The sequence below is a fragment of the Hymenobacter sp. 15J16-1T3B genome, assembly GCF_020711235.1.
Taxonomy (GTDB): Bacteria; Bacteroidota; Bacteroidia; order Cytophagales; family Hymenobacteraceae; genus Solirubrum.
Window position 1 is genome coordinate 40,824 of sequence record NZ_JAJFAV010000019.1, and the last position, 22,450, is coordinate 63,273.

20 protein-coding genes are annotated in these 22,450 nt (G+C 65.0%); 6 read left to right on the forward strand and 14 right to left on the reverse strand.

Annotated features, from left to right (window positions below; genetic code table 11):
• Positions 1-148: 148 nt before the first annotated feature.
• The 3 genes from LJ737_RS23800 to LJ737_RS23810 form a co-directional block, all read right to left on the reverse strand.
• Entirely contained in the window at positions 149-1,012 is an 864-nt protein-coding gene (locus LJ737_RS23800; protein WP_227769270.1) for a DUF1571 domain-containing protein, read from the reverse strand.
• An 81-nt stretch (positions 1,013-1,093) separates the two neighbouring features.
• Positions 1,094-1,492: an STAS/SEC14 domain-containing protein gene (locus tag LJ737_RS23805; RefSeq protein WP_227769271.1), complete on the reverse strand. Its 399-nt coding sequence runs from the start codon at positions 1,490-1,492 to the stop codon at positions 1,094-1,096.
• A 91-nt stretch (positions 1,493-1,583) separates the two neighbouring features.
• The gene (locus tag LJ737_RS23810) at positions 1,584-1,883 is read right to left on the reverse strand and encodes a YciI family protein (RefSeq protein WP_227769272.1); all 300 of its coding nucleotides are present in this window, start codon (positions 1,881-1,883) and stop codon (positions 1,584-1,586) included.
• A 113-nt stretch (positions 1,884-1,996) separates the two neighbouring features.
• Here LJ737_RS23810 and LJ737_RS23815 point away from each other — a divergent pair, with 113 nt between their 5' ends.
• Positions 1,997-2,761, forward strand: coding sequence for a glycosyltransferase family 2 protein (locus LJ737_RS23815; RefSeq protein ID WP_227769273.1), 765 nt, complete (start codon positions 1,997-1,999; stop codon positions 2,759-2,761).
• A 65-nt stretch (positions 2,762-2,826) separates the two neighbouring features.
• Here the strand turns inward: LJ737_RS23815 and LJ737_RS23820 are convergent, their stop codons facing one another.
• Positions 2,827-3,333, reverse strand: coding sequence for a hypothetical protein (locus LJ737_RS23820; RefSeq protein ID WP_227769274.1), 507 nt, complete (start codon positions 3,331-3,333; stop codon positions 2,827-2,829).
• Positions 3,334-3,343: 10 nt separating this feature from the next.
• The gene (locus LJ737_RS23825; protein WP_227769275.1) at positions 3,344-4,627 is read right to left on the reverse strand and encodes a metal-dependent hydrolase family protein; all 1,284 of its coding nucleotides are present in this window, start codon (positions 4,625-4,627) and stop codon (positions 3,344-3,346) included.
• A gap of 227 nt (positions 4,628-4,854) precedes the next feature.
• Between LJ737_RS23825 and LJ737_RS23830 the strand changes: the two genes are divergently transcribed.
• A complete protein-coding gene (locus LJ737_RS23830) occupies positions 4,855-6,261 on the forward strand; it encodes a metallophosphoesterase family protein (RefSeq protein WP_227769276.1) in 1,407 nt (468 codons plus the stop codon).
• Positions 6,262-6,389: 128 nt separating this feature from the next.
• On the opposite strand, the gene LJ737_RS23835 is transcribed toward LJ737_RS23830, so the two are convergent.
• The gene (locus LJ737_RS23835) at positions 6,390-8,678 is read right to left on the reverse strand and encodes a S46 family peptidase (RefSeq protein WP_227769277.1); all 2,289 of its coding nucleotides are present in this window, start codon (positions 8,676-8,678) and stop codon (positions 6,390-6,392) included.
• 131 nt (positions 8,679-8,809) lie between these two features.
• Here LJ737_RS23835 and LJ737_RS23840 point away from each other — a divergent pair, with 131 nt between their 5' ends.
• The gene (locus LJ737_RS23840; protein WP_227769278.1) at positions 8,810-9,634 is read left to right on the forward strand and encodes a DUF4184 family protein; all 825 of its coding nucleotides are present in this window, start codon (positions 8,810-8,812) and stop codon (positions 9,632-9,634) included.
• Here the strand turns inward: LJ737_RS23840 and LJ737_RS23845 are convergent.
• Positions 9,625-10,137 carry a YkvA family protein gene (locus LJ737_RS23845; protein ID WP_227769279.1) on the reverse strand — a complete coding sequence of 171 codons (513 nt, stop codon included), beginning with the start codon at positions 10,135-10,137 and terminating at the stop codon, positions 9,625-9,627. The genes LJ737_RS23840 and LJ737_RS23845 overlap by 10 nt on opposite strands.
• 125 nt (positions 10,138-10,262) lie before the next feature.
• Between LJ737_RS23845 and LJ737_RS23850 the strand changes: the two genes are divergently transcribed.
• A complete protein-coding gene (locus LJ737_RS23850) occupies positions 10,263-10,943 on the forward strand; it encodes a VOC family protein (RefSeq protein ID WP_227769280.1) in 681 nt (226 codons plus the stop codon).
• Positions 10,944-11,073: 130 nt separating this feature from the next.
• Here the strand turns inward: LJ737_RS23850 and LJ737_RS23855 are convergent, their stop codons facing one another.
• Positions 11,074-14,118: a T9SS-dependent choice-of-anchor J family protein gene (locus LJ737_RS23855; protein WP_227769281.1), complete on the reverse strand. Its 3,045-nt coding sequence runs from the start codon at positions 14,116-14,118 to the stop codon at positions 11,074-11,076.
• A 161-nt stretch (positions 14,119-14,279) separates the two neighbouring features.
• On the opposite strand from LJ737_RS23855, the gene LJ737_RS23860 reads away from it, so the two are divergent.
• On the forward strand, positions 14,280-14,822 hold the full coding sequence (locus LJ737_RS23860) for a DinB family protein (RefSeq protein ID WP_227769282.1): 543 nt from the start codon (positions 14,280-14,282) through the stop codon (positions 14,820-14,822).
• 70 nt (positions 14,823-14,892) lie between these two features.
• On the opposite strand, the gene LJ737_RS23865 is transcribed toward LJ737_RS23860, so the two are convergent.
• The 4 genes from LJ737_RS23865 to LJ737_RS23880 form a co-directional block, all read right to left on the reverse strand.
• Positions 14,893-15,537, reverse strand: a complete 645-nt coding sequence (locus LJ737_RS23865; RefSeq protein ID WP_227769283.1) for an AlbA family DNA-binding domain-containing protein — start codon at positions 15,535-15,537, stop codon at positions 14,893-14,895.
• Positions 15,538-15,852: 315 nt separating this feature from the next.
• Positions 15,853-16,113 (reverse strand): hypothetical protein, encoded by a 261-nt coding sequence (locus LJ737_RS23870; RefSeq protein WP_227769284.1) that lies wholly within the window; start codon positions 16,111-16,113, stop codon positions 15,853-15,855.
• A 256-nt stretch (positions 16,114-16,369) separates the two neighbouring features.
• Positions 16,370-17,251 carry an SDR family oxidoreductase gene (locus LJ737_RS23875; protein ID WP_227769285.1) on the reverse strand — a complete coding sequence of 294 codons (882 nt, stop codon included), beginning with the start codon at positions 17,249-17,251 and terminating at the stop codon, positions 16,370-16,372.
• 105 nt (positions 17,252-17,356) lie between these two features.
• Positions 17,357-17,773, reverse strand: coding sequence for a DUF3127 domain-containing protein (locus LJ737_RS23880; RefSeq protein ID WP_227769286.1), 417 nt, complete (start codon positions 17,771-17,773; stop codon positions 17,357-17,359).
• 345 nt (positions 17,774-18,118) lie between these two features.
• Here LJ737_RS23880 and LJ737_RS23885 point away from each other — a divergent pair, with 345 nt between their 5' ends.
• Complete coding sequence (locus LJ737_RS23885) at positions 18,119-19,093, forward strand: isoaspartyl peptidase/L-asparaginase family protein (RefSeq protein WP_227769287.1); 975 nt, start codon at positions 18,119-18,121, stop codon at positions 19,091-19,093.
• A gap of 175 nt (positions 19,094-19,268) precedes the next feature.
• Here the strand turns inward: LJ737_RS23885 and LJ737_RS23890 are convergent, their stop codons facing one another.
• Together LJ737_RS23890 and LJ737_RS23895 are read right to left on the reverse strand one after the other, a co-directional pair.
• Positions 19,269-20,198, reverse strand: a complete 930-nt coding sequence (locus LJ737_RS23890) for a cyanophycinase (RefSeq protein ID WP_227769288.1) — start codon at positions 20,196-20,198, stop codon at positions 19,269-19,271.
• A 142-nt stretch (positions 20,199-20,340) separates the two neighbouring features.
• Complete coding sequence (locus LJ737_RS23895; protein ID WP_227769289.1) at positions 20,341-22,143, reverse strand: M1 family metallopeptidase; 1,803 nt, start codon at positions 22,141-22,143, stop codon at positions 20,341-20,343.
• Between the last annotated feature and the right edge of the window lie 307 nt (positions 22,144-22,450).

Genomic DNA, 22,450 nt, shown 5'->3' on the forward strand with positions numbered 1-22,450 from the left:
GCGGGTTTCGGGCGGTGTCGTTCTGGGTCTGTGGGTATGGTTGCGTTTCTGCTACTGGAGGAAGGATTGCCGCGCTTCGCTCGCAATGACGATGGGGCGGCCACGGGGCTGATACACTAGCGAATCAGCCCAATGCCGCATCAGCACGTCAAAACTTGTAGTCCTTGTAATCCTTGCTGAATTCGGCGGTGGGAATGGGCTGGTTGGCCACCACCTGCGAAAACTCGAACGACTCGAACAGGCCTTTATCGTCCCACACGGCCACGGCCACGGGCAGCAGCATTTTCTGGTCGACGCAGAGAATGGTGCGGCGGCCGTAGGCGTTGGGCACCTGCAGTACCTTGCCCTCGGGCAGCACGTCCTCGTAGCCGATGTCGTTGCGCTGGGCAATGCGGAATTCGCCGCAGCCGAAGCGCTCGGCAATCTTGGCCGCGGTTTCGCCGCCGGTGGTTTTGTAGGAAATGTACTTGAACTGCGGAAAGTCGGAGCGCAGCAAGTAGCAGGGACGGCCCTGAATGGTGGTGTCGCCCTGGTAGCGGAAGGAGCGGCGGTAGGCCTCGGAGCGCTGCGGCGGAATGCGGATCAAATCGGCAATGACGCCGTAGCCCGCGTCGAGCACGGAGTGGTGTTGGTTGCGCCGCATCAGCGCGCCGTTCGGGTCCAGGCTGATGGTTACGTACGGAAACTTGGCCGGGTACACCCAGGCGTCGCCGTTGTTTTGGCCCTGCACGTAGAGCACCTCGATGCCCTTCTGGTTGCGCAGGTAGATGCGCAGCGGGGTAGTGGCAATTTTCATCAGCGTGCGCGCCTGCTGGTATCCGTCGGGGTGCCGTTCGGTGGCTTTCACGTTGACGCGCAGGGTTTGCAGCTTGCTGATGGCCGTGCCCAAGCGGTTGAGCAGCACATCGGTAGTGGGCGACTCGGCCGGCGGCGGGGCCGGGGCGGCCGGGGGTGCGGTGACCGGGGGGAGCAGAGCCAGCAGGCTCAGCGGCCAGAGCAACAAGGATATCATGCAGGGGAGAAGCTCAGAGTGGATGGAGCGGGCAGCGGTAGGAATGCAGAAGTAAACTACGCAGAGTCCGGCACAACGGCCCTATGCGCCGCCGGCGGCCCAGGCACGGGCCTGCTCGATAGCGGCGAAACGCCGGATTTCGAAGCCGACGGCGGGCACGACCTGCTCGTACATGCGGGTGATGGTGTGGCGGTTCAGCACGTCCTGCGACTCGACCAGGGCGAAGCGCTGCAGCCCGGCGCGGTCGAGGCCGGCGAGCAGGTGCTGGCTCGACCAGTCCAGGTCGCGCGGGCGCACGGCGCCGAGCAGCCGGTCGTCGGCCAGCCAGCCCCGGACGCGGTGCGCCTGCCCAAGCGCCAGCAGCTGCTTGATGGCGGCCCGAAACTCGGCGCTGGTGGCAAAGCCCAGCCACTGCGTTTCGAGGGCTGGGCCGGGGTGCAGGAACACCGACAGGTAAGGAAGCGACAACAGGGGCTGCATGGGAACGGGTAAACCTGGTAACGCGCCGCCGGGCAGAAAACCGGTCGGGCCGGCGGCGCGTCGAGCAGGCAAAACGCGGCGGGCGGCGGGATTAGTTCAGGCTGATTTTGGGCAGGCGCGACGCGGTGCTGTCGAACACGAACAGCTCGTCGACCTCGATGCTTTGCAAAAACTGGTAGAGGGGAAACTGCTCGACCACGGCGCGCACGGCCTCGGGCGTGGCACCCTGCATGGTAACCCAGCCGCGGGAGCGGTTGGCGCTGATGGCGTAGGAGAGAATGATGTTTTCTTCGATGAGGTTGTTGATGAAGGCGCGGTGACGCGGAATCAGCGCGACAAACTCTTCGTCGAAGGAATCGGGTAAGCGGAGCGTGACGACGTACAAGCCCATGGGAATGCGGCGGCGGGGAAGGGTTGCCCGAATTAACGCCAGGCGCGCGGCGAAGGTTGACACCGACGACCGGAAGGCAACTTTTTTTGGCGCCGTCCGAACAAGCAGCCCGTATGCAATTCGCCGTCATCACCCCCACGCACAACCGGGCCGCCTTCCTGCCCGAAGCCGTGCAGAGCGTGCGCGCCAGCGTGCTGGCCCCGCTCGACGCCCAGTACCAGCACCTCATCCTCGACAACGCCTGCACCGACCACACGGCCGCCTTCCTCGCCGAAGCCAGCGGCTGGGACGGCCCGCCCATCCGCACCTGGCAGCACCGGGCGGCCGAGCGGCTGCTGCCCGGCCCGGCCCGCAACCAGCTCATCCGCGAAGCGCCCGCCGACGCTTGGCTCGTGCCCCTCGACGACGACGACCTGCTGCTGCAGCGCTGCCTTTACCACTACGGCGCCCAGATCGAGATCAACCCCGACCGGCAGTGGTTCGTGGCCGACTTCCTGCGCGTGGACGAGGAGCGCCGCTACCTGCCCGGCGAGGACTACTACGCCTGGCGCTTCGAGACGCCGGCCAAGATGCTGGAAGCCATCTTCAAAGCCGAGCACTTTATCCAGGGCAACGTGTGCTACAGCCGCCGCCTCTTCGACGAGGTGGGCGGCTACGACGAAGCGCTGCGCATGGCCGAGGACCTGGACCTCTACGTGCGCTTTTTGCTGGCCGGGCACTTGCCCGTCATCTGCCCGCACCTGAGCCACCTGCACCGCTTCCACCGCGCCAACGTGAGCATCGGCGTGGACGCGGCCAAGCACGGCGCCGACCTGCAGGTGATTTACGACAAGTACGCCGCACAACTCAAGGAATTGGGCGTGGAGCGGCCGGGGTAATTGAGGTGATAGGTAACAGGTGACACGGGACAGGTTGGGCGTTCTGACCCGTCACGTGCCGTTTTTTACCAGAACTTCCACCAAGGCTTTAGGGGCGACTCTGGCTTGATCGGTGGAACAGTACTGACTATGTCCCAAAGCAAAACAGGCGGAGATATTTCTAGATTCTCAGGCTTGGAGCCCTCGCGTAGCAGCGCATTGACCGACTTAAACTCCGCGCTCCACATGGCCAACAGCATGTGCTCATCCTCGCGCCACTGACGTCGCTCGATTAGCTCCTCGGCCAGCCATTGAGCTGCTACAAAGACTGGCTCGAGTTCCAGCAGATAGCCCTCGTAGACATTTCCTCGGTCATCTACTATGCTGGAGGTGGTAGAAAGCACTATTGGCAATTGAGCCAAGACGGCACGACCAAACGCTAGGGGAGCAAAAGCCACCACTTGTTGGGCTTGGACTAGATCAGTTCCTTGGTCCAATAGAAACTGCAAAACGGAGTTATCATCAGCGTTTGGAGCAGCAAAAGCTGGTATTGACAGGTTGACAAGAGCCTGAAGCTGCGCTATTCTTTCCATCAAGTTGAGCTTATAGTTCCCGCACTACCGCGCCCCCCTTCATCACCCAGCGCACCTGCCGCAGAGCCTGCACATCCTGCGTCGGGTCGCCGGCTACGGCCACGAGGTCGGCGAGCAGGGCGGATTGCACTTGGCCGCGGTCCGGCAGGTGCAGCAGGCGGGCGTTGCCGCTGGTGGCTTGGCGCAGCACGTCCAGCGGAGTGAAGCCGTACTCGCGCACCAGCAATTCCAGTTCGCGCGCGTTGTCGCCGTGGGGAAATACGCCCACGTCGCCGCCGAGCACCAGGGCTACGTCGGCCCGGCGGGCGGCGGCCACGCTGGCTTTTTTCTGCGTGATGCGCTCGGGCTCGGGGCCCTGGCCCTTGCGCCAGCCGCGGTACTGCAAGATGGCGTCGCCGGCGGCCACGGTGGGGCAGAGGGCCACGCCGCGCTGCTTCATGAGCTTGAACACCTCCGCCGTGCCCTGGTCGCCGTGCTCGATGGTTTCGACGCCGGCCAGCGCGGCCCGGCGCATGCCCTCGGGCGTGGAGGCGTGGGCCACCACCGGCCGGCCGAGGGAGCGGGCCGTGGCCACCAGCACGTTCAGCTCGTCCTGCGAGAAGGTGGCTACGGAGGGGCCGCCGGGTGTCAGGCGGTAATCGGCGTACACCTTCACCACGTCGGCGCCGCGGCTAACTTGCTCGCGCACGGCCCGCACGATTTCGTCGGGGCCGCTGACTTCCTGCGCGCCCTGCGGCACCGCCACATCGACGGAAAGCTTGGGGCCGTAGCAACCGGTGGCCACCAAGGCGCGGGTGGCAATGAGCAGGCGCGGGCCGGGGATGATGCCCTGCTCGATGGCCTGCTTGAGGCCCACGTCGGCGTAATCCGCCCCTTCGGTGCCCAGGTCGCGGGCGGTGGTGAAGCCGGCCTGCAGGGTGCGCCGGGCGTGCTCGGTGGCCCGCGCCACCCGCAGCGCCTGCGACTCGCGCAGCACTTGGTCGTCCCAGCTGGTTTCGTTGTAGGGGTGCAGCAGCAGGTGGCTATGACCCTCGATCAGGCCGGGTAGCAAGGTCAGGCCCGGCAGCGGCACTGCCCGGGCGCCAGCCGGCGCCTTCACCTGGGCGGCCGGGCCCGCGGCTTTGATCAGGCTGCCCTCCACGAGCACGACCCAACCGGGGTGCAGCGTCTGGCCGTCGAACACGGCGGCGGGCTGGAGCAGGAGCGGGGCGGGCGGCGCCGACTGGGCTAGGCAGCGCCCGCCGAGTACGCACAAAGCGGCCAGCAGGCAGCGGCGAAAGAGGCGTTGGGTCATGGCCGCAAGCTACGGCCCGTGGGCAGTATCCCCAAAGAACCTCCGGCGGCGCCTACGCGGCCGCTGAAAGGGCCAAGCGCGCCGGGCCGCGGCAAAACGGCTTTGTATAAAGGACGCAAGGAGGCCGCCGGCTTGTTTGTGCTAACAATGTTATTTATTGATTTTTAAAGATAAATATTATAAATATATTCATGGTATAACTCTTTTTGGCGCCAACATAAGGTCGTATGAGAGGGATAACGGCATGGGTGATGGTGGTGGGCAGTTGGCTGGTAGCCGGGGAGGCTAGGGCGCAGCGCTTTGCCTGCATCGGCGACTTCGGCATGGCCGGGCAGCCCGAGCGCGACGTGGCCGCGCTGGTAGCAAGCTGGAACCCCGATTTCGTCATCACCGTGGGCGACAACAATTACGAGTACGGCGAGGCCGCGACCATCGACCAGAACATCGGGCAGTACTACCACCACTACATGTACCCCTACGCCGGCAGCTACGGGGCGGCTTCGCCGGGGGCAGAAAACCGGTTCTTTCCCTCCCTGGGCAACCACGACTGGGAAACCGGCACCGCCCAGGGCTACCTAAACTTCTTCACCCTGCCCGGCAACGAGCGGTACTACGAGTTTGCGCGCGGCAACGTGCGCTTCTTCGCCATCGACAGCGACGCGCACGAGCCCGACGGCACCGCGAGTACCTCGGCGCAGGCGCAGTGGCTGCGGCAACGGCTGGCGGCGGCCACCGAACCCTGGAAAGTGGTGTACTTCCACCACGCGCCCTACTCCTCGGGTGTCTACGGCGACATTCAGGGCATGCAGTGGCCCTTCAAGGCCTGGGGCGCCTCCCTGGTAATGGCCGGCCACAACCACCACTACGAGCGGCTGACGGTGGACGGGCTGACCTACATCGTCAACGGCCTGGGCGGGCGCAGCCTGTACGGCGTCGGGCAGCCCGGGCCCTACACCCAGGCCCTGTACGCGGCCGATTACGGCGCGATGCTGCTCAACGCTTCCGCCAATTCGCTTTCCATGCAGTTTTACACCCGCACCGGGCAGCTGATCGACGCCTACACGCTGCTGCGCACCAGCACCCCGCTGCCCGTGACGCTGACGGCACTACAGGCCCGGCGCGAGGGCGCGGCCGTGCAACTTAGCTGGACTACCGCCCAGGAACTGCGTTGCCGGGGATTCGGCGTGGAAGTGTCGGCCGATGGGCTGCAGTACCGGGAAATCGGTTTCGTGGCCGGCGCGGGCAGCAGCAGCGCGCCCCGGCACTACGCGTTTACCGACGCTGCGACGTCCCCGCCGGGGCTGCGCTATTACCGCCTGCGCCAGGACGACGAGCAGGGGCTATCCACGTATTTCGGACCGGTGCCGGTGCCCGTCGAGGCCGGCCCGGCCTCGCTGAGTACCTACCCGAACCCGTTCGGGCCGGCGCTTACGGTGGACGTGACGCTGCCCGCGGCCGCTCCGGTCGTGCTCACCCTCACCGACGACCAGGGGCGGGTGGTGTGGCAAGCGGAGCAGGCGGGGCAGGCCGGGCTGAACCATCTGGTGGTGACGCCGCCGCTGCCGCCGGGGCTGTACCAGGCCTCGGCGCGCGTGGGCGCGCGGCGGCTGCAGCAGCGGCTGGTGAAGCTGTAGCCGCGGGCCCGCTGTGGGGCCGCGCCAACGGCAACGGCTGGTTGGGCAACAGAACGGCCCGATAACAACATAAAAACCCGGACCTGCACGGGGCAAGTTCCGGGTTTTGGGCAGGTGGGCAAAAAGGCTTAGCGGGCGGCCGCGGCCTTCTCGCGCTTCACTTTTACTTTGGTTTTCTTGGCCTTCTTGTCGTCGGAGCCGCTGGCTTCCGTGGGCGCCGAGCCGGGGCCGTTCACCAGCTTCATTTCGCGCACCAGGTGGGTGGCGCCGGCGTATTTATCGACCACGAAGAGCATGTAGCGCACGTCCAGCGTGATGTTGCGCACCCGGTCCGGGTCGTACATCAAATCCGACATGGTGCCCTCCCAGTTGCGGTCGAAGTTGGTGCCGATCAGCTCCCCGCGGCCGTTGATGACCGGGGAGCCGGAGTTGCCGCCGGTGGTGTGGTTGGTGGCCGTAAACGCCACCGGCACCGTGCCGTTGACGGCGTAAGGGCCGTAGTCTTTCTTCTCGTAGAGCTCCACCAGGCGGGCCGGAATTTCAAAATCCGAGTTGGTCGGGTCGGCCTTCTGCATGATGCCGTCCAAGGTGGTGTAGTAGTCGTACTGCACGCCGTCGGCGGGCTGGTAGCCGGCCACCTGCCCGTAGGCCACGCGCAGGGTGGAGTTGGCGTCGGGGTAGAACTTGCGCTGGGGTTGCTGCTGGCGCAGGCCGGCAATATAGGTGCGCTGCAGCAGGGTAATCTGGTCCTGGGCCTGGGTGTAGGTCGGCAGCACCTTCTGGCGGTAGGTGGCCACGATGGGCGCAATCAGCTGATACGCTGGATCATTCAGAATACCGCTGATGTTGCCCTTGGCCACCTCGTCGAGCACTTTCTGGGCGCTTTCCTCCGAGGTCAGGCGGCTGCGCGCATACAAATCAGCCACGTAGCGCTGCCAGGCCTCGGGCGTGGTGTTTTTCTGGCGCAGCGCCTTCACGTTGTCGGGCAGCAGCTCGGCGGGCGTGCCCTCGGCGTAGAGCGGCAGCAGGGCGGCGGCCACCTTCTGGTCGGTGGCGATGTTGATGTTGCGGAAGGTGCCGGTGGTGCCCTTGCGGGTTTTTTCCAGCGCCGCGTTGATTTCGCTCTGCGGGGCCTTGGCCTGCACCAAATCCACGTACTGCTGTAGGGCGTTGGCGTAGCCCAGCAGCTCGATGCCCAGGGCGGCTTCGGTCACGTAGTCGCGGGCCTGCACGTAGGGGCGCACCGTGCGGTATTGTTGCTCCAGCTGGGTCAGGATCTGCCCGTAGGCGGCTTGCCGGGCGCCATCACCGGCTTGCACCCACTGGCGGAACTGCTGCTCCTGCTGCTGCTTGCGGCGCACCGCGTCGAGGCGCTTGAGGCCGCGCATTTCGCCAATCCATTTCTTCCAGTAGTTGGCCAGCGAGGCGTACTTGGCCGCGTACTGAATGCGCACCTTGTCGGAGGCCTTCATGTCCGCGTCGAGGATGCGCAGCTTGGTGTCGCGGATTTTTACCTTGGCCGGGTCCGACACCGAGTAGGTTTCGTCGACGCCCCAGCTGGTGAGATATTCGGTGGTGCGGCCGGGAAAGCCGAACACCAGCGTAAAGTCGCCGGGCTTGACGCCGCCGAGCGAAATCGGCAGGGAGTGGCGCGGCACGAAGGGCTTGTTGTCCTTGGAGTAGGGGGCAGGCTTGTTGTCGGGCCCGGCGTAGATGCGGAACATCGAAAAGTCACCGGTGTGGCGGGGCCACATCCAGTTGTCGGTGTCGCCGCCGAACTTGCCGATGCTGCTCGGCGGGGCGCCCACCAGGCGCACGTCCTCGAACACTTCCGTCACGAAGAGGTAGTACTCGCCGCCGTTGAACATGGGCCTTACAAACGCCTTGTAGTGCGTGCCGGCCACGGCCTTCTGGGCCACTTCGGCCGAGCGCTGCTGCACGATTCGCTCCCGGTCGGCTTCGGCAATGCCGGCCGGAATGCCCTGCAGCACCGGCGCCGTGACGTCCTCCATGCGCACGATGAAGGTGGCCGTCAACCCCGGGTTGGGCAGCTCCTGCTCGCGCGTCATGGCCCAGTAGCCCTTCGTGAGGTAGTCGTTTTCCACCGACGAGTGCTGCTGAATCTGCCCGTAGCCGCAGTGGTGGTTGGTGAGCAGCAGGCCCTCGTTGCTGATGATTTCGCCGGTGCAGCCGCCGCCAAATTGCACGATGGCGTCCTTGAGCGAGCCGCGGTTGACGGAGTAAATGTCCTCGGCCGAGAGCTTGAGGCCTTTCTGCTGCATGTCGGCTTCGTTGAGCTGCTTGAGCAGCAGCGGCAGCCACATGCCTTCGTCGGCGCGGGCGGCGGCGGGCAGCACCAAGGCCAGCAGCAGGGCCCAGGTGCGCGCGGCGCGGCGGGAGAAAAGGGAGGTGAGCAAGAGCGTGTGTTTGGGGATGGTTGCGGCAAAATTACGCCGCAAACCCGACTCGCTTCACCCCAGCCTCAGATTCTGCCGTTAACTTTAGTGGTTCGTGCGCCAGTACAGGCGCCGAGGCCGCCGCTCGTTTAATGCCGTTCACCTTTAGCCATCCTGCCGCGGCCGTGCCGCTGGCCCGCCCTTTGCGCCTGCCCATGTCGGCGCTGTGGGTGGGCAGCCTAAGCCCGGACTTCATCTATTTCCTGCAGCTGCAGGCCGAAGGCGAGTTTGGGCACTCGTTCTGGGGGCTGTTTTTTTCGTGCCTGCCCCTGAGCCTGCTGGTGCTCTGGCTGTGGCACGCCGTGGTAAAAGGGCCGGCGGTGGCTTTGTTGCCTGCCTGGGCCGGCCGCCGGGCCGCGGCTGCCGCGGCCGAGCCGTTTGCCTTTGGCCCCGGCCGGCGCCTGGGGCAGCTCGCCGCGGCCATTCTCGTTGGGGCCGCCACGCACGATGTGTGGGACGCCTTCACCCACACCGACGGCTGGGTGGCCGAGCACTGGCCGCTGTTGCTGCGCGAGGTGCCCTTTCCGTACTTCGAGCACATGCCCATCTGCAAGCTGCTGCAGCTCATCAGCACGGGCATCGGGGCGCTGATGCTGGCCTGGTGGGCGTGGCGGTGGCTGCAGCGCCAGCCGGTGGGCGTGGCCCCGGTCCTGCGCCACCGCCTGCTCTGGACGGCCGGGCTGCTGCTGGGCGCGGCGGCGCTGGGCGTGGCCTACAATGCCCGGCACCTGCCGCCGCTGACGTCCTACGCCGCCGTGCGCTGGGTTATTGTGCAGAGCATCGTGGCCAGTTGCTCGTTTCTGTGGCTGGGGCTGCTGGGCTTCGGGCTGTGGTACCGGCAGCACGCAAAAAAAGCCGGCCCCGCAGAGCCGGCTTCGCGGCCGGTGAAACAGCCGGAACCCTCGTTTTACGAGTGACCCATTTCGGCTATGGCCACCGCGTTGGCGGCCGAGGACGCGGAAGCCGTGGGCGCTAATGCCGTGGTCGGGGCATCGGCCGCGGCCGAGCTGGTTTCCCACTCGCGGAAGCGGCGGATTTCGTCCTGGAACTTGCCGATAAACCAGCTCACCAGGCTGAGGTCGTCCAGAAAGCCGAGCACCGGAATGAAATCGGGCACTAGGTCGATGGGCGAAAGAACGTAGAGCAGCACGCCCAGGCCCGAAACAATGGTGCTGGTTTGCACCTCGCGGTACGAGCCGTTGACGTAAGCGCGCACCAGGCGCACCACGGTCAGGGCCGCGTCGAAGAGTTGCTTGAACTTGTTGTCCTTGCTCTCCTCGCTGGCCAGCTTGTCGGCCACTTCGTTGAGCACGAGCACCGCTTTGAAAGGCTTGCCGAGCAGCTTGCCGGCCCGGGAGGTGAAGACGTTGAAGAGCGCGTTTTTGGAAATCTGGAGGCCGCGTTCGGTCAGGGTTGCCATTGCGTGGGGAAAGGAGGGTGGTGGGCCGTGTACGCGCCGGGCCGCCGCGCCGTTGTGCCCGGCGGCGCTGGCAACTGTGGGGCGTAGTGGCTACGTTGCGGGCCCGGCCCCGTTTTCCCTCGCCCATGCACCTGCTCACCCTGCACCTGCTTGCCCCCGATTTGCCCGCGCTGCACCGCTTCTACGCCGAGGTGCTGGGGCTACCCACCCACGCCACGGCCGCCGGGCTACGCGTGCAGCTAGGGTATTCCGAGCTGATTTTTCGGCCCGCCGCGCTAGGCACGGCCCCGTTTTACCACTTCGCCCTACACGTGCCGCACAACCAGCTCGACGCGGCCTACGCCTGGTTTGCCGCCCGCACCCCGCTGCTGCCGTTCACCGACGGCCAGCCCATTGCCGAGTTTCCCAACTGGCAGGCCCGCGCGTTTTACTTCCTCGATCCGGCCGGCAACATCCTCGAATGCATTGCCCGCCAGCCCCTGCCCAACGCGTCGCCGCGGCCCTTCGCGGCCGCCAGCCTGCTGGGCCTGAGCGAGGTCGGGGTGGTTACGCCCGCAGTGCTGCCCACCGCCGAGGCCCTGACGGCCGCCCACGGCATTCCCGCGTTTCACCGCGGCCCGCGCTTGCCCAACTTTGCCGCCCTCGGCGACGACGAAGGCCTGCTCATCCTCACCGAAACCCAACGCGGCTGGCTGCCCACCGGCCGCCCCGCCGAGCCTCATTGGCTGCGCCTCGAAGGCGAGCAAGCCGGCCGCCCGTTCGTGCTCGAAGCCAACGAGCACACCGGCGCCGACTCCCGTGCGTGAAGCCCCTTCGGGTACGCTTACCCGTTTTGCCAACCGTTCAGGCCCGCTAACACCCGCGGACCCGATACCAACAAAAAGCCCCGCTCCGGATCGGAGCGGGGCTTTTGCGTAGCCGGGAGGCAGCGGAAGCTTACTGCTTCACGAAGCGCTCCACGTAGGTTTGCTGCTCGCCCACGATACGTACCACGTACATACCGGCGTGCAGGCTGCCCACTTTGGCGTTCAGCTGCTGGTTCAGCTGCTCCACCGTGCCGGTGCTGCTCACCACCAGACGGCCGTCGGCGGTGCGCACTTCCAGCTGCAGGTGCTGGCCTTTCTCGGGCACTTCCACGCGCACCGACTTGCTCACCGGGTTCGGGTACAGGCCTAGCTTGGCCGTACGGGCGCCGGCCGTAGCCGTGGCGGGCGAGAAGGAGTAGCGCGTCAGCACGGGGTAGTGGTCGGTGGTGGTGCTGCCGTAGTTGGCGACCAGACCGGCTACCTGCGACTGAATTTCGGCCGAGGCGGGGATGTAGTAGGCGTTCATCTCGTTCGACACCACCACGTGGTCAATCACGTCGTTGTAGCTCACGGTCGACTTCTTGCCGGCCAGGCTCAGCGGCAGGGTCAGGGCCGGGTAGTTGGCGGCGTCGTTGGTGAAGGCGCTGTACGAGGTCGTGTTCGGCGTGATGCCGGTGGTGATGGTCTGGTCCAGGTCGTCGTTGAAGTCGCCCAGGATGACGAAGTTCTGCGTGGGGTAATCCGCGTCCAGCTTGGCTTTCAGGCCATCGGCGCCGCTCTTACGACGGGCGTAAGAGGTCGTGGTGGGGCTGGTGTTGGCCTTGGCGTGGATCAGCACGAAGGTCACCTGCTTGGTCACGCCGTTCAGCGTCACGTTGGCCGTCATCACGAAGGGGAAGCGGCCCGACGACCAGTAGTTGCGCTCGGCGCAGTTCTGGGCTTCGGTGCAGCGGAAGAAGGAGGTGAACTGCGGGTTCGACACCACGCTGGTGCGGTAGATGAAGGCCAGCTTCTGGGCGTCGGCGTAGTCCGGGTCGTTGCGGTCATCAGCGTACGAGCCGAAGTCCGACACGCGGTAGGCGTAGCCGGGCATGGCGGCCACCATCGTGCGCAGGCGCACGGTGTCCACCACTTCGGCTAGGGCGTAGATGTCGGCGTTCAGCGAGTTGATGATGGTGCTGACGTTGGTGTACTGCTGGTTGTCGTTCGTCGGGCCCATGGTGGCCGAGCCGAACCACTCCACGTTCCAGTTCACCACTTCCAGCGTGCTGGTCACGTCGTAGGTGTTGCCGCTCACGGCCACCACCACGCTAGTAGCGCCGGTCGAGGCCAGGGTGATGTTGCCGGTGTAGTTGCGCGAAGCCGTGGTGGGGGCGAAGCGCACCGTAACGGTGATGGCGCCGGCCGCCGCGGCCGCTTGCGTCACCGTGGCCGTGCTGCCGAAGGTGGTGCCGTTGGTCGACACCTGGAACGCCGCATCCGAAGACGTGATGGTGGCGCCAGCCGTCAGGTTGCTGAAGGTGGCGGTGAAGGTCTGCGTGGGGGTGCTGTTCACGGCGCGGAAGCCGAAAGCCAGGCTCGGCACGCTGCTGCGGATGGCGGGCGGCGGGGCGGTGGGCGAGTTGGTCACGGCCACGTCGTCCAGGGTCCAGCGGGCCCCTTCGTCGTTGGTCGAGTTGTACACAAAGGCGATGTACACGCCAGCCTGCTTGTAAGCCGAGAGGTCCACGTTGGTGGTCTGCGTCCATTCGGCCGTGCCGGTGGCCGGGAACGAGCCGTTCAGGTCGGTCCAGGTCACGCCCGAGGCCAAGGGGCTACCCGAGCCGGAGTAGTTAGTCGACACCATCAGCTTCAGCGGGGCGCCGTTGAAGGCCACGCGGCTCCAGTAGGAGAGCAGCGGGAAGGTGGTGCTGGCCAGGTTCAGGGCCGGCGAAATCAGCCAGTCCTCGTTCAGCACGTTCGAGCCGCTGGCGAAACCGTTGATTTGCACGCCGCTCGGGAAAGCGGTGGTGCCGGCCGGGTTTTGCGGGTCGCGGCCGAAGGTGGTGCAGGCCCAGGTCTGCGGGCCCGTTACGCTGTACTGCGTCCAGCCGTCCGAAATCGACGTGGTGCCGGTGCAGGCCTGGAAGTCGAAGCTAAGCTGCGAGGGGTCCACGGCGGTGCCCGTCAACGACACGGTGCGGGTGCTAGCGCCGGTGCTGGTGTGGGTGAGGCTGCCGGTAGTGGGGCCAGCCACGGTCGGGGCAAACTTCACGTACAGCGTCTTGGCCGTGGCCACTTCCGCCGCGGTCAGCGTCACCGACGAGGCGAAGGTGGTGTTGTCTTTCGACACTGTGAAGGGGCCGGTGGCGGCCACGGTCACGTCGGTGGTCAGGTTGGCACCCGTCAGGGTGTAGTTCAGCGGAGCCGAGGTCGTGCCGATGTTCTGGCTGGCGAAGGCCAGCGTCGACACCGAAGTCGTCAGCGTCGGGGCGTTGGGGTTGCCCTGCCAGCTCAGCGAAAAGTCGTCGATGGCTGAGGTGGGGCGGGAGCCCGAGCCGGTGCTGGCCGTCAGCGCCACGATGCGAATCCACACCGGGCCGGTCTGGTTGTCCAGCGCCGTGCCGAAGCTGGCGGTGACCGTGTTGCTGCCGAAGGTCGGCGTGGTGCTGCCCGTGCCCGAAGCCAGGGGCGTAAATGCCGTCGGCGTGGCGCCGGTGGCGTAATCCACCGTCCAGTTCACCGTGCGGCCCACCGAGTTGTCGAGGGACTGCAGCTTGAAGCTCAGCGAGAAATCCGTTTTGCCCGTGGTGTTGGCGGCTTGGAATACAAACGCGCCGCCCGGGTCACCCAGCGAGCCGGTTTGGCGCAGAGCCAGCGCCCGGTTGGTCGACGCGTCCTGGTCGGCCGCGGACGAAGTGGCCGTCAGGCCCGTGGCCGAAGCCACGTTTTTGAAGCCGCCGGCGGTGGCGTTCCACGCCGCTTTGGCAGGCGCAAAAGTTGCCGCCGTGCCGGGAGCCGTAGCCGTGGCACCGGTGTACACCCCGAAACCTGCCGGCAACCCCGTCGCGAGGTTGTCGAAGTTCTCGGTGTAAGGGGTGCTAGCCAGCGTAACCGGCGTTTGGGCTTGGGCTGCCTGACTTGCAAAGCCCAGCAAGCCAGCACTTAGCAAACCAAGTAGTAAAGGTGATTTCATCGACATGAGGTCGGGTTAAGTGGGAAGGCAAAGTTACTTCGGGGTGAGGGCTACAATGTTACCGAAATGTTACCAAAACATCATGAAGATGAGCCCGCTGCAGCGTGACCGAACAATCCGGCCGCCGCGTATCTTGCGTTCCAAGCCCAACAGCCCGTTTTATGTCCGAACTCCTGCGCCCCGTCCCGGGCACCTACCCGCCTTACTTCGACACCTATATCAACCGCGTCGGGGCCGACATCGATCCGCTTGAAATGCTCGGCGTGCAGCCCACGGCCCTGCACCAACTCCTGGCCGAGGTAACCGAGGAACAAGCCTCGTTTCGGTACGCCCCGGGCAAATGGAGCATCAAGCAAGTTGTGCTGCATATCGCCGATGTGGAACGCATTTTCGCCTACCGCGCCCTGCGCTTCGCCCGCGCCGACCAGCAGGAGCTGCCGGGCTTCGACGAAAACCACTACGCCGACCATTCCGGCGCCGACGACCGGACCCTGGCCAGCCTGCTGGCCGAGTACGCGGCCGTGCGCCAAGCTACCCTCGCCCTGTTCCGCAGCTTTACGCCCGAGCAGTTGCAGCGCGGCGGCACGGCCAACGGCAACCCCGTCACCGTGCAGGCCCTGCGCTTCATCACGGCCGGCCACGAGGCGCACCACGCCGAAATCCTGGCCGAGCGCTACCTGCCGCTGATTACCGCCGAAGCGTAGCACCCCAAGCAGTTTTAGACCAGACCGCCCGGCTAGTTTGGTCGGGCGGTCTGGTCTGGCGACGGCGCGTTTAGGCCTTGGTGTAATACGGCTCTTTTTCCTTATCGTGGTAGCGTAGGTAGCCGTGCAGCACCAGCTTGATGAGCATGCGGTGGGCCCGGCGTTTCGATACGTTGATCAGCTTCATGTACTGGGGCAGAGTCAGGCGGGGCTGCTGACGGACGTAATCCAGCGCGGCCTGCTCGTGGCGACTCAGCGGCAGCCACTCCAGGCGGTGTTCGGGCGGCGGCTCGTTGCGCAGCACCTTGTCGGTCAGCTGACTGGTTTGCACGCTCTGGTCGCCCACGCGCACGTAGCCGCGCCAGTCATCTTCGCCGACCAGGGCCCGGTGGGGCTTGCGCGGGCTTTCGGCCACGGTCACCACCAGCACCACCCGGTCCTCGTCCTCCACCTCGTCGATTTGCAGGGGCAGCGGCGGGTCCACGAACTGCTCGGCGGCTTGGCGCAGCAGGTAGCGTTCCTCCTCCGCGTCGCGCACGCCCACCAGCCGGCCGTTGTCTTCCACGCCTACCAGTACCCGGCCGCCGCGGGCATTGGCCAGCGAAGCCAGGGTGCGCGAAATTCGGCTAGGGTGGGTGGTGCGCTTTTTAAATTCCAGCGTTTCGCCTTCGCCCTGCGCAATCAATTCCCGCAGGCGCTGCATCGTGAATTTCATCGAACAACTAATGCAAAATCCGGCTGCGCACTTGCCCAAATGGCGTTGCCACGTGGTAGCCGCAAAAGAGGATAACGGCGGCTTGCCCACCCCGGGTTCCGTCGCGCAGCGCCGAAGCGGACCCGCGGGCGCGTAAATCGGGGGCTGTAATTTCTGGACGAATTATTGGTATTCGGCCCGGTTCCTCGCTCCGGTAATAACCGGTCACGTATGGCCCGTAGCGGACAATCACCCCAGTCGCCGAGGCCAATAAAAAAGCCCGTCGACCGAGGGCGACGGGCCAGGCACGGCCGCAGGACGGCGGTACCAATAAAATTACGCGTTGGTGGCGTTTTTGGGCGGACGGCCCGGGCCCCGACGACGGCCTTCACCGCCCTCGTTACCTTCGGCAGCTGCGGCTTTGCGGCCTGGTTTTTTGCGCTCATTGGGCTCGTAAGCCGGGTCCAGCAGCTCGGCCAGCTCGTTTAGCGCCAGCTGCACTTTGCTGTGGGCGCGACGAATTTCGCGAACCAGATTTTCATTGCGGGTCGCGTCCGACAATACTTTCTGTAGATGCTGCAGGTTAAGTTCGGCCATGGGTTAGGGTCGTTTGAAGGGTGTTAAACCTGAGCAAAGGAACGAGAAATAAAAAATAAAGTACGGACGTAACCCGTTATTTTTTGGCTTGGAGAGTTTGAACCCGCTTAAACAGGCTGCAAAGGCCATTTTTTATTCGGTAATAATGTCGATTACTGCTGATAAAACCGGCTCGATATGCCTATTAGTCTGGGGAATTAATTCGTAATTAATCCGACTGTTACGATTCTAAACCGAGCTCTTTTTGCCTTATATTTTACTCACCGACACCGGTTTCATCGGCTGAAATTCGCCACAGTCGATGGATTTCGGCCCGGTTACTCGCCCGGCCCGAAACTCGGGCGACTTGCCGGTTTTTAAAATACTGCCCGTTGGCTTGTGCCGCCTGCGGCAAGGTTGCTACGTGAGTAATGGTAGCCGCGGCTTGCTCGCAGGAGCGGGCGAAGGGCCACGCCGACACCATCAACAGGCGCAGCAGCCACGAGCTATGCGACCACAGATTGGAGCGCACGACGCCCGGGTGCAAGCAGTGAGCGGTGATACCCGTTAGCTCCAGGCGCTCAGTCAGTGCTTTGGTAAACAAGATGTTGGCTAGCTTGGAGTCACAGTAAGCCGTGAAAGCGCTGCTGCGGTTGGCGTCGGCCCGGGCCGACGCATTCACCTCTATTTCGCCGAGCCAGTGCGCCTCTGAGGCCACGGTGATAATGCGGGCGCCCGGCCCCGCGGCTTCTAGTAGGGGCAGCAGACGATTGGTCAGGATAAACGGCGCCAAATGATTGGTGGCCCAGCAGAGTTCCTGCCCGTCGACGGTGGTGCTGAGCTGCGCCGGTAGCACGCCGGCGTTGTTGATAAGCACGTCGAGATGTGGGTAGCGGGCCAGGACTTCGTCGCTGAGGCGGTGCACCTGCGCCTGCACGGCCAAATCGGCTAGGATCAGGTCGGGCGCGGGTGCTTCGGGTGCGGCTAGGCGAATGGCGGCGCGGGCCTGCTCGCCGCGGGCCGCGTCGCGGCACACCAAAATCAGCTGAGCCCCGAGGGTAGCCAACTGCCGCGCGGCGGCCAACCCAATGCCGGCCGAAGCGCCGGTAAGCAGCACGGTGCGGCCTTGTAAGGAGCCGGCAGCGGAAACGGAAGTCATGCGGTGGAAGTGGCCCCTCAACGGGGGGCTGCCGGTACGTACGCAAAAATGCCGCTCCCGGAAACCGGAAGCGGCATTTTTTATTCGCAAGCTGCGCGGGGCAGTTTAGAACGGCAGGTCGTTGTCGTCGTCCGAGGCAATGGGGGCGGGGCGCTGGGGCTGGGCGTCGCGGCGCAGACCGGGGTTCTGGTTGGCGGCTGGAGCAGCGTAGCCACCGCCCTGGTTGCCGCCCGCGGGGGCGCCACCGGCAGCTTCGATGCGCCACGCTTCCAGGTTGGTGAAATACAGCATCTGGCCGTTCTTGTTGAAGCCGCGGCCGCGCAGGTTGAACTGCACGCGGACTTCGTCACCAACTTTGTATTGGTCGATCAGCGCGGTCTTGTCCTGAACCAGCTGAAACTTGATATGCTCGGGATACTGGCCGTCTACGACTTCCAGCACGAACTCGCGCTTGCGGAATTTCTCGCTCACCTGTTGCTCATCCATGATGTCGTGCAGGCGGCCGGTAGCTTCGTAAGCCATAGTCAAAAGAAGGGGAGGTTTGAAAATTAGTAAGCCAAATCTACGAAAAATAATTCCCTGGCGGAGGCCCAAAACAGGGTGCTGCCCGGGGCTATTTTCGGCGGCTAATATAAGCGTCAGGGAATGAAGCTGATGTGCAAAGTGTGTGGTTTTGCTCAAAAAAATAGTTGACAAAGCTGGCTTGCTAAAAAAATGTGCATATCCGGCCGGCCCGGCTGCTGACTTGACCAGCTGCCGTCTCCGCACCGCCTCCCGCACGGCGCTCCTATATAATTAAGGAGTCGGCAACCTGAACCACACGGGCGCTGGGCCGTAATTTTGCCCGCGCACCTACCATCTTGCTGCATGCCCTCATTTGCCCTTGCCTTGCACGGCGGCGCCGGCACCATTGCCCGCCACCTGCTCACTCCCGCCGCCGAGGCCCAGTACCGCCACGCCCTGCGCGAGGCCCTCACCGCCGGCTACGACTTGCTGCGCCAGGGCGCCTCGGCCCTCGACGCGGTGGAGCACACCGTAGTGCAGCTCGAAAACTGCCCCTTGTTCAACGCCGGCCGCGGCGCGGTGTTCACCCACGAAGGCCACCACGAAATGGACGCGTCGGTGATGGTGGGACACACGCGGCTGGCCGGCGCGGTAACAGGCGTGCGTGCCATTCAGAACCCCATCCGGGCTGCGCGCCTGGTGATGGAGAAATCGGAGCACGTGCTGCTGGCCTGGCCCGGTGCCGAAGAGTTTGCCCGCCAGCAGGGGCTCGCGATGCAGCCGCCCGACTATTTTTTCACCGAGCACCGCTACCAGCAGTTGCAGGAAGCCTTGGCCAGCGGGCAGGTGCGCCTCGACCACAGCGATGATGCCCCGCTCGAAGAACCCAAAGCCGTCAACGAAGACCCCAAAAAGAAGATGGGCACGGTGGGCGCGGTGGCGCTGGACCAGCACGGCCACCTGGCCGCTGCCACCAGCACCGGCGGCATGACCAACAAACGCTTTTCCCGCATCGGCGACTCCCCGCTCATCGGGGCCGGCACCTGGGCCGACGACCGGACCTGCGCCATTAGCTGCACCGGCCACGGCGAGTTTTTCATGCGGGCGGTAGTAGCCCACGACATTGCTTGCCTGATGGAGTACCGCGGCTTGAGCTTGGCCGAGGCCTGCCGGGTGGTGGTCCACGACAAACTGGCGCCCGTCGGCGGGGAAGGTGGGCTGGTGGCCGTCGATGCCCGCGGCAACATCGCGCTGCCCTTCAACTCCGAGGGCATGTACCGCGCCAGCGTCAGCAGCGAGTCACCTCTCTTCGTCGGCATTTACAACGACGAGCAGTAACATTCCGCTCCGCGTTGCTGGCTTCCGAATGGTTCGACGACGCGCGAAGCAGCGTTTGGTGCTACTGCCGGGCGTCGGGGCCGCATAGGGTTGCCACGTTGCTTACCTGAAAAACAGCGCGGGCCGGAACGACAACTGTCGCTCCGGCCCGCGCTATATATATAAGGAGTAGCCGCTACGAAACGGCCGGCGTGGTGATGGCCGCGGCGGTGGGCCCGAAGGCCTCGTCGTGGGTGCGCTTGTCGACGAAGAATTTTCGTTCGCGGATGTCGTACACGTTGCCCTTGGCCAGCACGTGCATGGTCATGTTCTCGATGGACAGCGCCGTGCCCTTGGCCGCGCCGGGCGTGTTGTTGTGCCGGATGTTGTGCCCGTCGATGATGATGACCAGATTCGAGCCGATGGTTTCAATCAGGTTGCCCTCGCGGATGAGCACGCCGGTGTCTTCGCCCAGCCCGATGCCGATGAGCCGCGGGTGCAGGCCCACCGCCTCGATGAGCCGGCCGAAACGGCCGCGCTTCACGAAGTGCGAGTCGATGACCACATTTTGAATCAGTGCCAGGCCGGTGCCCATTTTCACGGCGCCCTTCATCAGGGCCTCGGGCACCGAGCCACCGCGAATCATGATCTGCGACATGGCCATGGCCCCGGCCGAGGTGCCGGCAATGACAAAGTTGGGCTCCTGCTGGTAGCGGGTGGTCAGCAACTCCAGAAAGCGCGTGCCGCCGAACATTTCCTTGAGCCGCGACTGGTCGCCGCCCGAAAACATGATGATATCGGCCGCGGCCAGGCGCTGCAGGTACTCGGGCTGGTCGGTGTCGGCGGGCACGCGGATGTCGAGCACGCCCACGTTCAGGCAATTGAGCATGCCGAACGAGGAAACGTAGATGGCGCCCACTTCCTCCGGAATCATGGAAGCGGTGGTTACGACTTCGATGCGCGGATCGGCTTTGCCGCTTTCCAGCACCACGCGTTTCAGAATCCCGAGCTCAAAGAAGTTCAGGTAGTATTTCTTGCGGCGGCGCGGGTTGGGGTTGGCGTAGGTGCCTTTGTCTTCGTTGCCGCCAACGGCAATGAGCTTACCCAGGGGTTTCAGAGCGTCCAACTAGCTAAAGGAAGGTTGTCTTGGGGTGAAAAATAGACCACGGGCCCGTATGCAAGCCTGAGGCCAAAAATGCCCAGCCGCCGCGCGGGATAGGCGCGAGGAGCTGCTGCGCAAAGCCGGAAAGTGGCGGCCGCCAAGCGCCTTACGCGCCGGCCGGTTTGCCTACTAACGTATCCAGTGTGCTGGTGGATACAGCGTGGTAGTTGGGGCGGGCGCGCTGGTAAATCTCCCGCGCCCGCGCTGTGCCCTCGGGCGTAGCCAGCAGCGCCTTGTAGAGCGGCACCAAAAATTTGCGCCGGCCTACGCGGGTCAGAAACTCAGCCAGCGCCGCGTCGGCGGCGTGGTAGCCAGCCCGTACGGCAAGGGGCAGCCAAGCCGTCAGGATTTCGGCGTTGCCGGATTGAGTGAACCCAAAAGCCTGGTCGAGTTGCTGCAACTGCTCGGCGCTGATGTGTTCGGGCAGGCCGTGCAGGAAGTGCACCCACTCGTGGCTGCTCCACGCGGCGGTGTCGAGGGCGGCCGGCGCGACCCCGTGGCGCCAGCTCTGCAAAGCCGCTTCCACGCTGGCAAAGCGCTCCGACTGCACCGGCGGCGCCACGGCCGGAATGCCCGGGGCGTTTATCCATTTGTCGAGCTGCAGCTTTTCCTCCGCGCCCGGCACGCGGTCGAGCAGCTCGCGCCGCAGGTAGGCCACAAAGTGCGCCGTGTCCATGGACTGGAAGGCGTGCTCGGCGAAGTACTTGGTGATAAAGGCGTCGAGCTTTTCGCGGCCGACGATGCTTTCTAAGGTCAGCAGCAGGTAATTACCTTTCTCGTAGGCAATTTCGTTGAGCCCTTCGTCTGGGTCGCGGCCGGCTAGGTTCAGGTGCAGGTGGGTGTCGATGCTTTCTTTGCCCAATTCGTCAATGGTGTGGTGCAGGCCGGTTTGGCCGAGCACCTGCAGCATGTCGGCGTAGGACCGGCCGTAGAGGCGCTCCATGATGCGACGCTCGAAGTACACCGTGAAGCCCTCGTTTAGCCAGAAGTCGTTCCAGGTGGCGTTGGTCACCAAGTTGCCCGACCAAGAGTGCGCCAACTCGTGTGCCACCAGGCTGGTCAGGCTTCGGTCGCCGGCCAGGATGGTGGGCGTGACGAAGGTGAGGCGCGGGTTTTCCATGCCGCCGAAGGGAAAGGAGGGCGGCAGCACCAGCAGGTCGTACCGCTCCCAGCGGTAGGGGCCGTACAGCTCTTCGGCGGCGGCCACCATGGGTTCTAGGTCGCCAAATTCCGCGGTGGCCACCGGCAGCGTCACGGGTTCGGCGTACACGCCGGTGCGCGGGCTCAGCGCCTCGAAGCGCAGGTCGCCCACGGCCAGGGCCATCAGGTAGGCCGGAATCGGCTGGGGCATGCGGAAGCGGTACTCGCCCGTGGCCGACAGCGCCTGCGGGTTTTCGGCGCTCATCAGCGCCAGCAGTTCCTGCGGGCCGCGCACGGTGGCGTCGTAGGTGAAGCGGATGCCGGGCGAATCTTGGCAGGGAATCCAGGTGCGGGCGAGAATGGCCTGCGACTGGGTGAAGAGAAACGGGTACTGCTTGCCGGCCGTTTGCTCGGGGCTCAGCCATTGCAGCGCGGCCGCGTCGGGAGCGGTGCGGTAGCGGATGGAAATCTGCTCCTCGCCGGGCCGCACGTGAATGCGCAGCGGGCGGCCGAGCACCGGGTCGTCGTCGCCCAGCTCGAAGTGGGTGAGAGTCGCGCCGTCGGCCAGGGTCACGGCTTCAATGGCTAGGCCGCGCGTGTCGAGCCACAGATCCGTCGCGCCGGGCTGCACGTCGAGCTGCCACGTGGCGGTGCCGTGCAGGCTGCGGCTGGCAAAGTCCACGGTCAGGTCGAGCGAGAGGTGACGCACCGCGGCTTCGGCGGGGCGGGCGCAGCTGTGCGGGTCGGCGGCGAGCAGGGGAACGGCCATATATTATAAGGAGTGGGTGAGGTCAACGAGGACAGCAAAGATAACCGCCCCGGGGCGGGCTGGGTTTGGCGCGCGGTGAAGAAATCAGAGTGGCTCAAGCCGGCGAGGTGCCGCTGAGGGGCGGCGCGCGGCCCAACCTAAACCGGTTGTTTTGGCGCGGCAGGCCGGTATATATCTGTTTAGAAATGTTTTCGGCGCCGGGCTTTTCGGCTATCTTGCAGGCTGGAAACCCGCTGGTGAAGGCAACCTGCCGCCCACCGACGGAGTACAACGAGGCAAGCGCCGCTGCGGCCAAACGAGCGTTTGG

What these genes read in the sequence shown, in the direction of transcription:
- LJ737_RS23845 (WP_227769279.1), bottom strand. Translation starts at nt 10,137, where the DNA reads ATGGCAACCCTGACCGAACGCGGCCTCCAGATTTCCAAAAACGCGCTC.
- LJ737_RS23815 (WP_227769273.1), top strand. Translation starts at nt 1,997, where the DNA reads ATGCAATTCGCCGTCATCACCCCCACGCACAACCGGGCCGCCTTCCTG.
- LJ737_RS23860 (WP_227769282.1), top strand. Translation starts at nt 14,280, where the DNA reads ATGTCCGAACTCCTGCGCCCCGTCCCGGGCACCTACCCGCCTTACTTC.
- LJ737_RS23805 (WP_227769271.1), bottom strand. Translation starts at nt 1,492, where the DNA reads ATGCAGCCCCTGTTGTCGCTTCCTTACCTGTCGGTGTTCCTGCACCCC.
- LJ737_RS23820 (WP_227769274.1), bottom strand. Translation starts at nt 3,333, where the DNA reads ATGGAAAGAATAGCGCAGCTTCAGGCTCTTGTCAACCTGTCAATACCA.
- LJ737_RS23880 (WP_227769286.1), bottom strand. Translation starts at nt 17,773, where the DNA reads ATGGCTTACGAAGCTACCGGCCGCCTGCACGACATCATGGATGAGCAA.
- LJ737_RS23850 (WP_227769280.1), top strand. Translation starts at nt 10,263, where the DNA reads ATGCACCTGCTCACCCTGCACCTGCTTGCCCCCGATTTGCCCGCGCTG.
- LJ737_RS23830 (WP_227769276.1), top strand. Translation starts at nt 4,855, where the DNA reads ATGAGAGGGATAACGGCATGGGTGATGGTGGTGGGCAGTTGGCTGGTA.
- LJ737_RS23875 (WP_227769285.1), bottom strand. Translation starts at nt 17,251, where the DNA reads ATGACTTCCGTTTCCGCTGCCGGCTCCTTACAAGGCCGCACCGTGCTG.
- LJ737_RS23870 (WP_227769284.1), bottom strand. Translation starts at nt 16,113, where the DNA reads ATGGCCGAACTTAACCTGCAGCATCTACAGAAAGTATTGTCGGACGCG.
- LJ737_RS23800 (WP_227769270.1), bottom strand. Translation starts at nt 1,012, where the DNA reads ATGATATCCTTGTTGCTCTGGCCGCTGAGCCTGCTGGCTCTGCTCCCC.
- LJ737_RS23810 (WP_227769272.1), bottom strand. Translation starts at nt 1,883, where the DNA reads ATGGGCTTGTACGTCGTCACGCTCCGCTTACCCGATTCCTTCGACGAA.
- LJ737_RS23825 (WP_227769275.1), bottom strand. Translation starts at nt 4,627, where the DNA reads ATGACCCAACGCCTCTTTCGCCGCTGCCTGCTGGCCGCTTTGTGCGTA.
- LJ737_RS23840 (WP_227769278.1), top strand. Translation starts at nt 8,810, where the DNA reads ATGCCGTTCACCTTTAGCCATCCTGCCGCGGCCGTGCCGCTGGCCCGC.
- LJ737_RS23885 (WP_227769287.1), top strand. Translation starts at nt 18,119, where the DNA reads ATGCCCTCATTTGCCCTTGCCTTGCACGGCGGCGCCGGCACCATTGCC.
- LJ737_RS23895 (WP_227769289.1), bottom strand. Translation starts at nt 22,143, where the DNA reads ATGGCCGTTCCCCTGCTCGCCGCCGACCCGCACAGCTGCGCCCGCCCC.
- LJ737_RS23865 (WP_227769283.1), bottom strand. Translation starts at nt 15,537, where the DNA reads ATGAAATTCACGATGCAGCGCCTGCGGGAATTGATTGCGCAGGGCGAA.
- LJ737_RS23855 (WP_227769281.1), bottom strand. Translation starts at nt 14,118, where the DNA reads ATGAAATCACCTTTACTACTTGGTTTGCTAAGTGCTGGCTTGCTGGGC.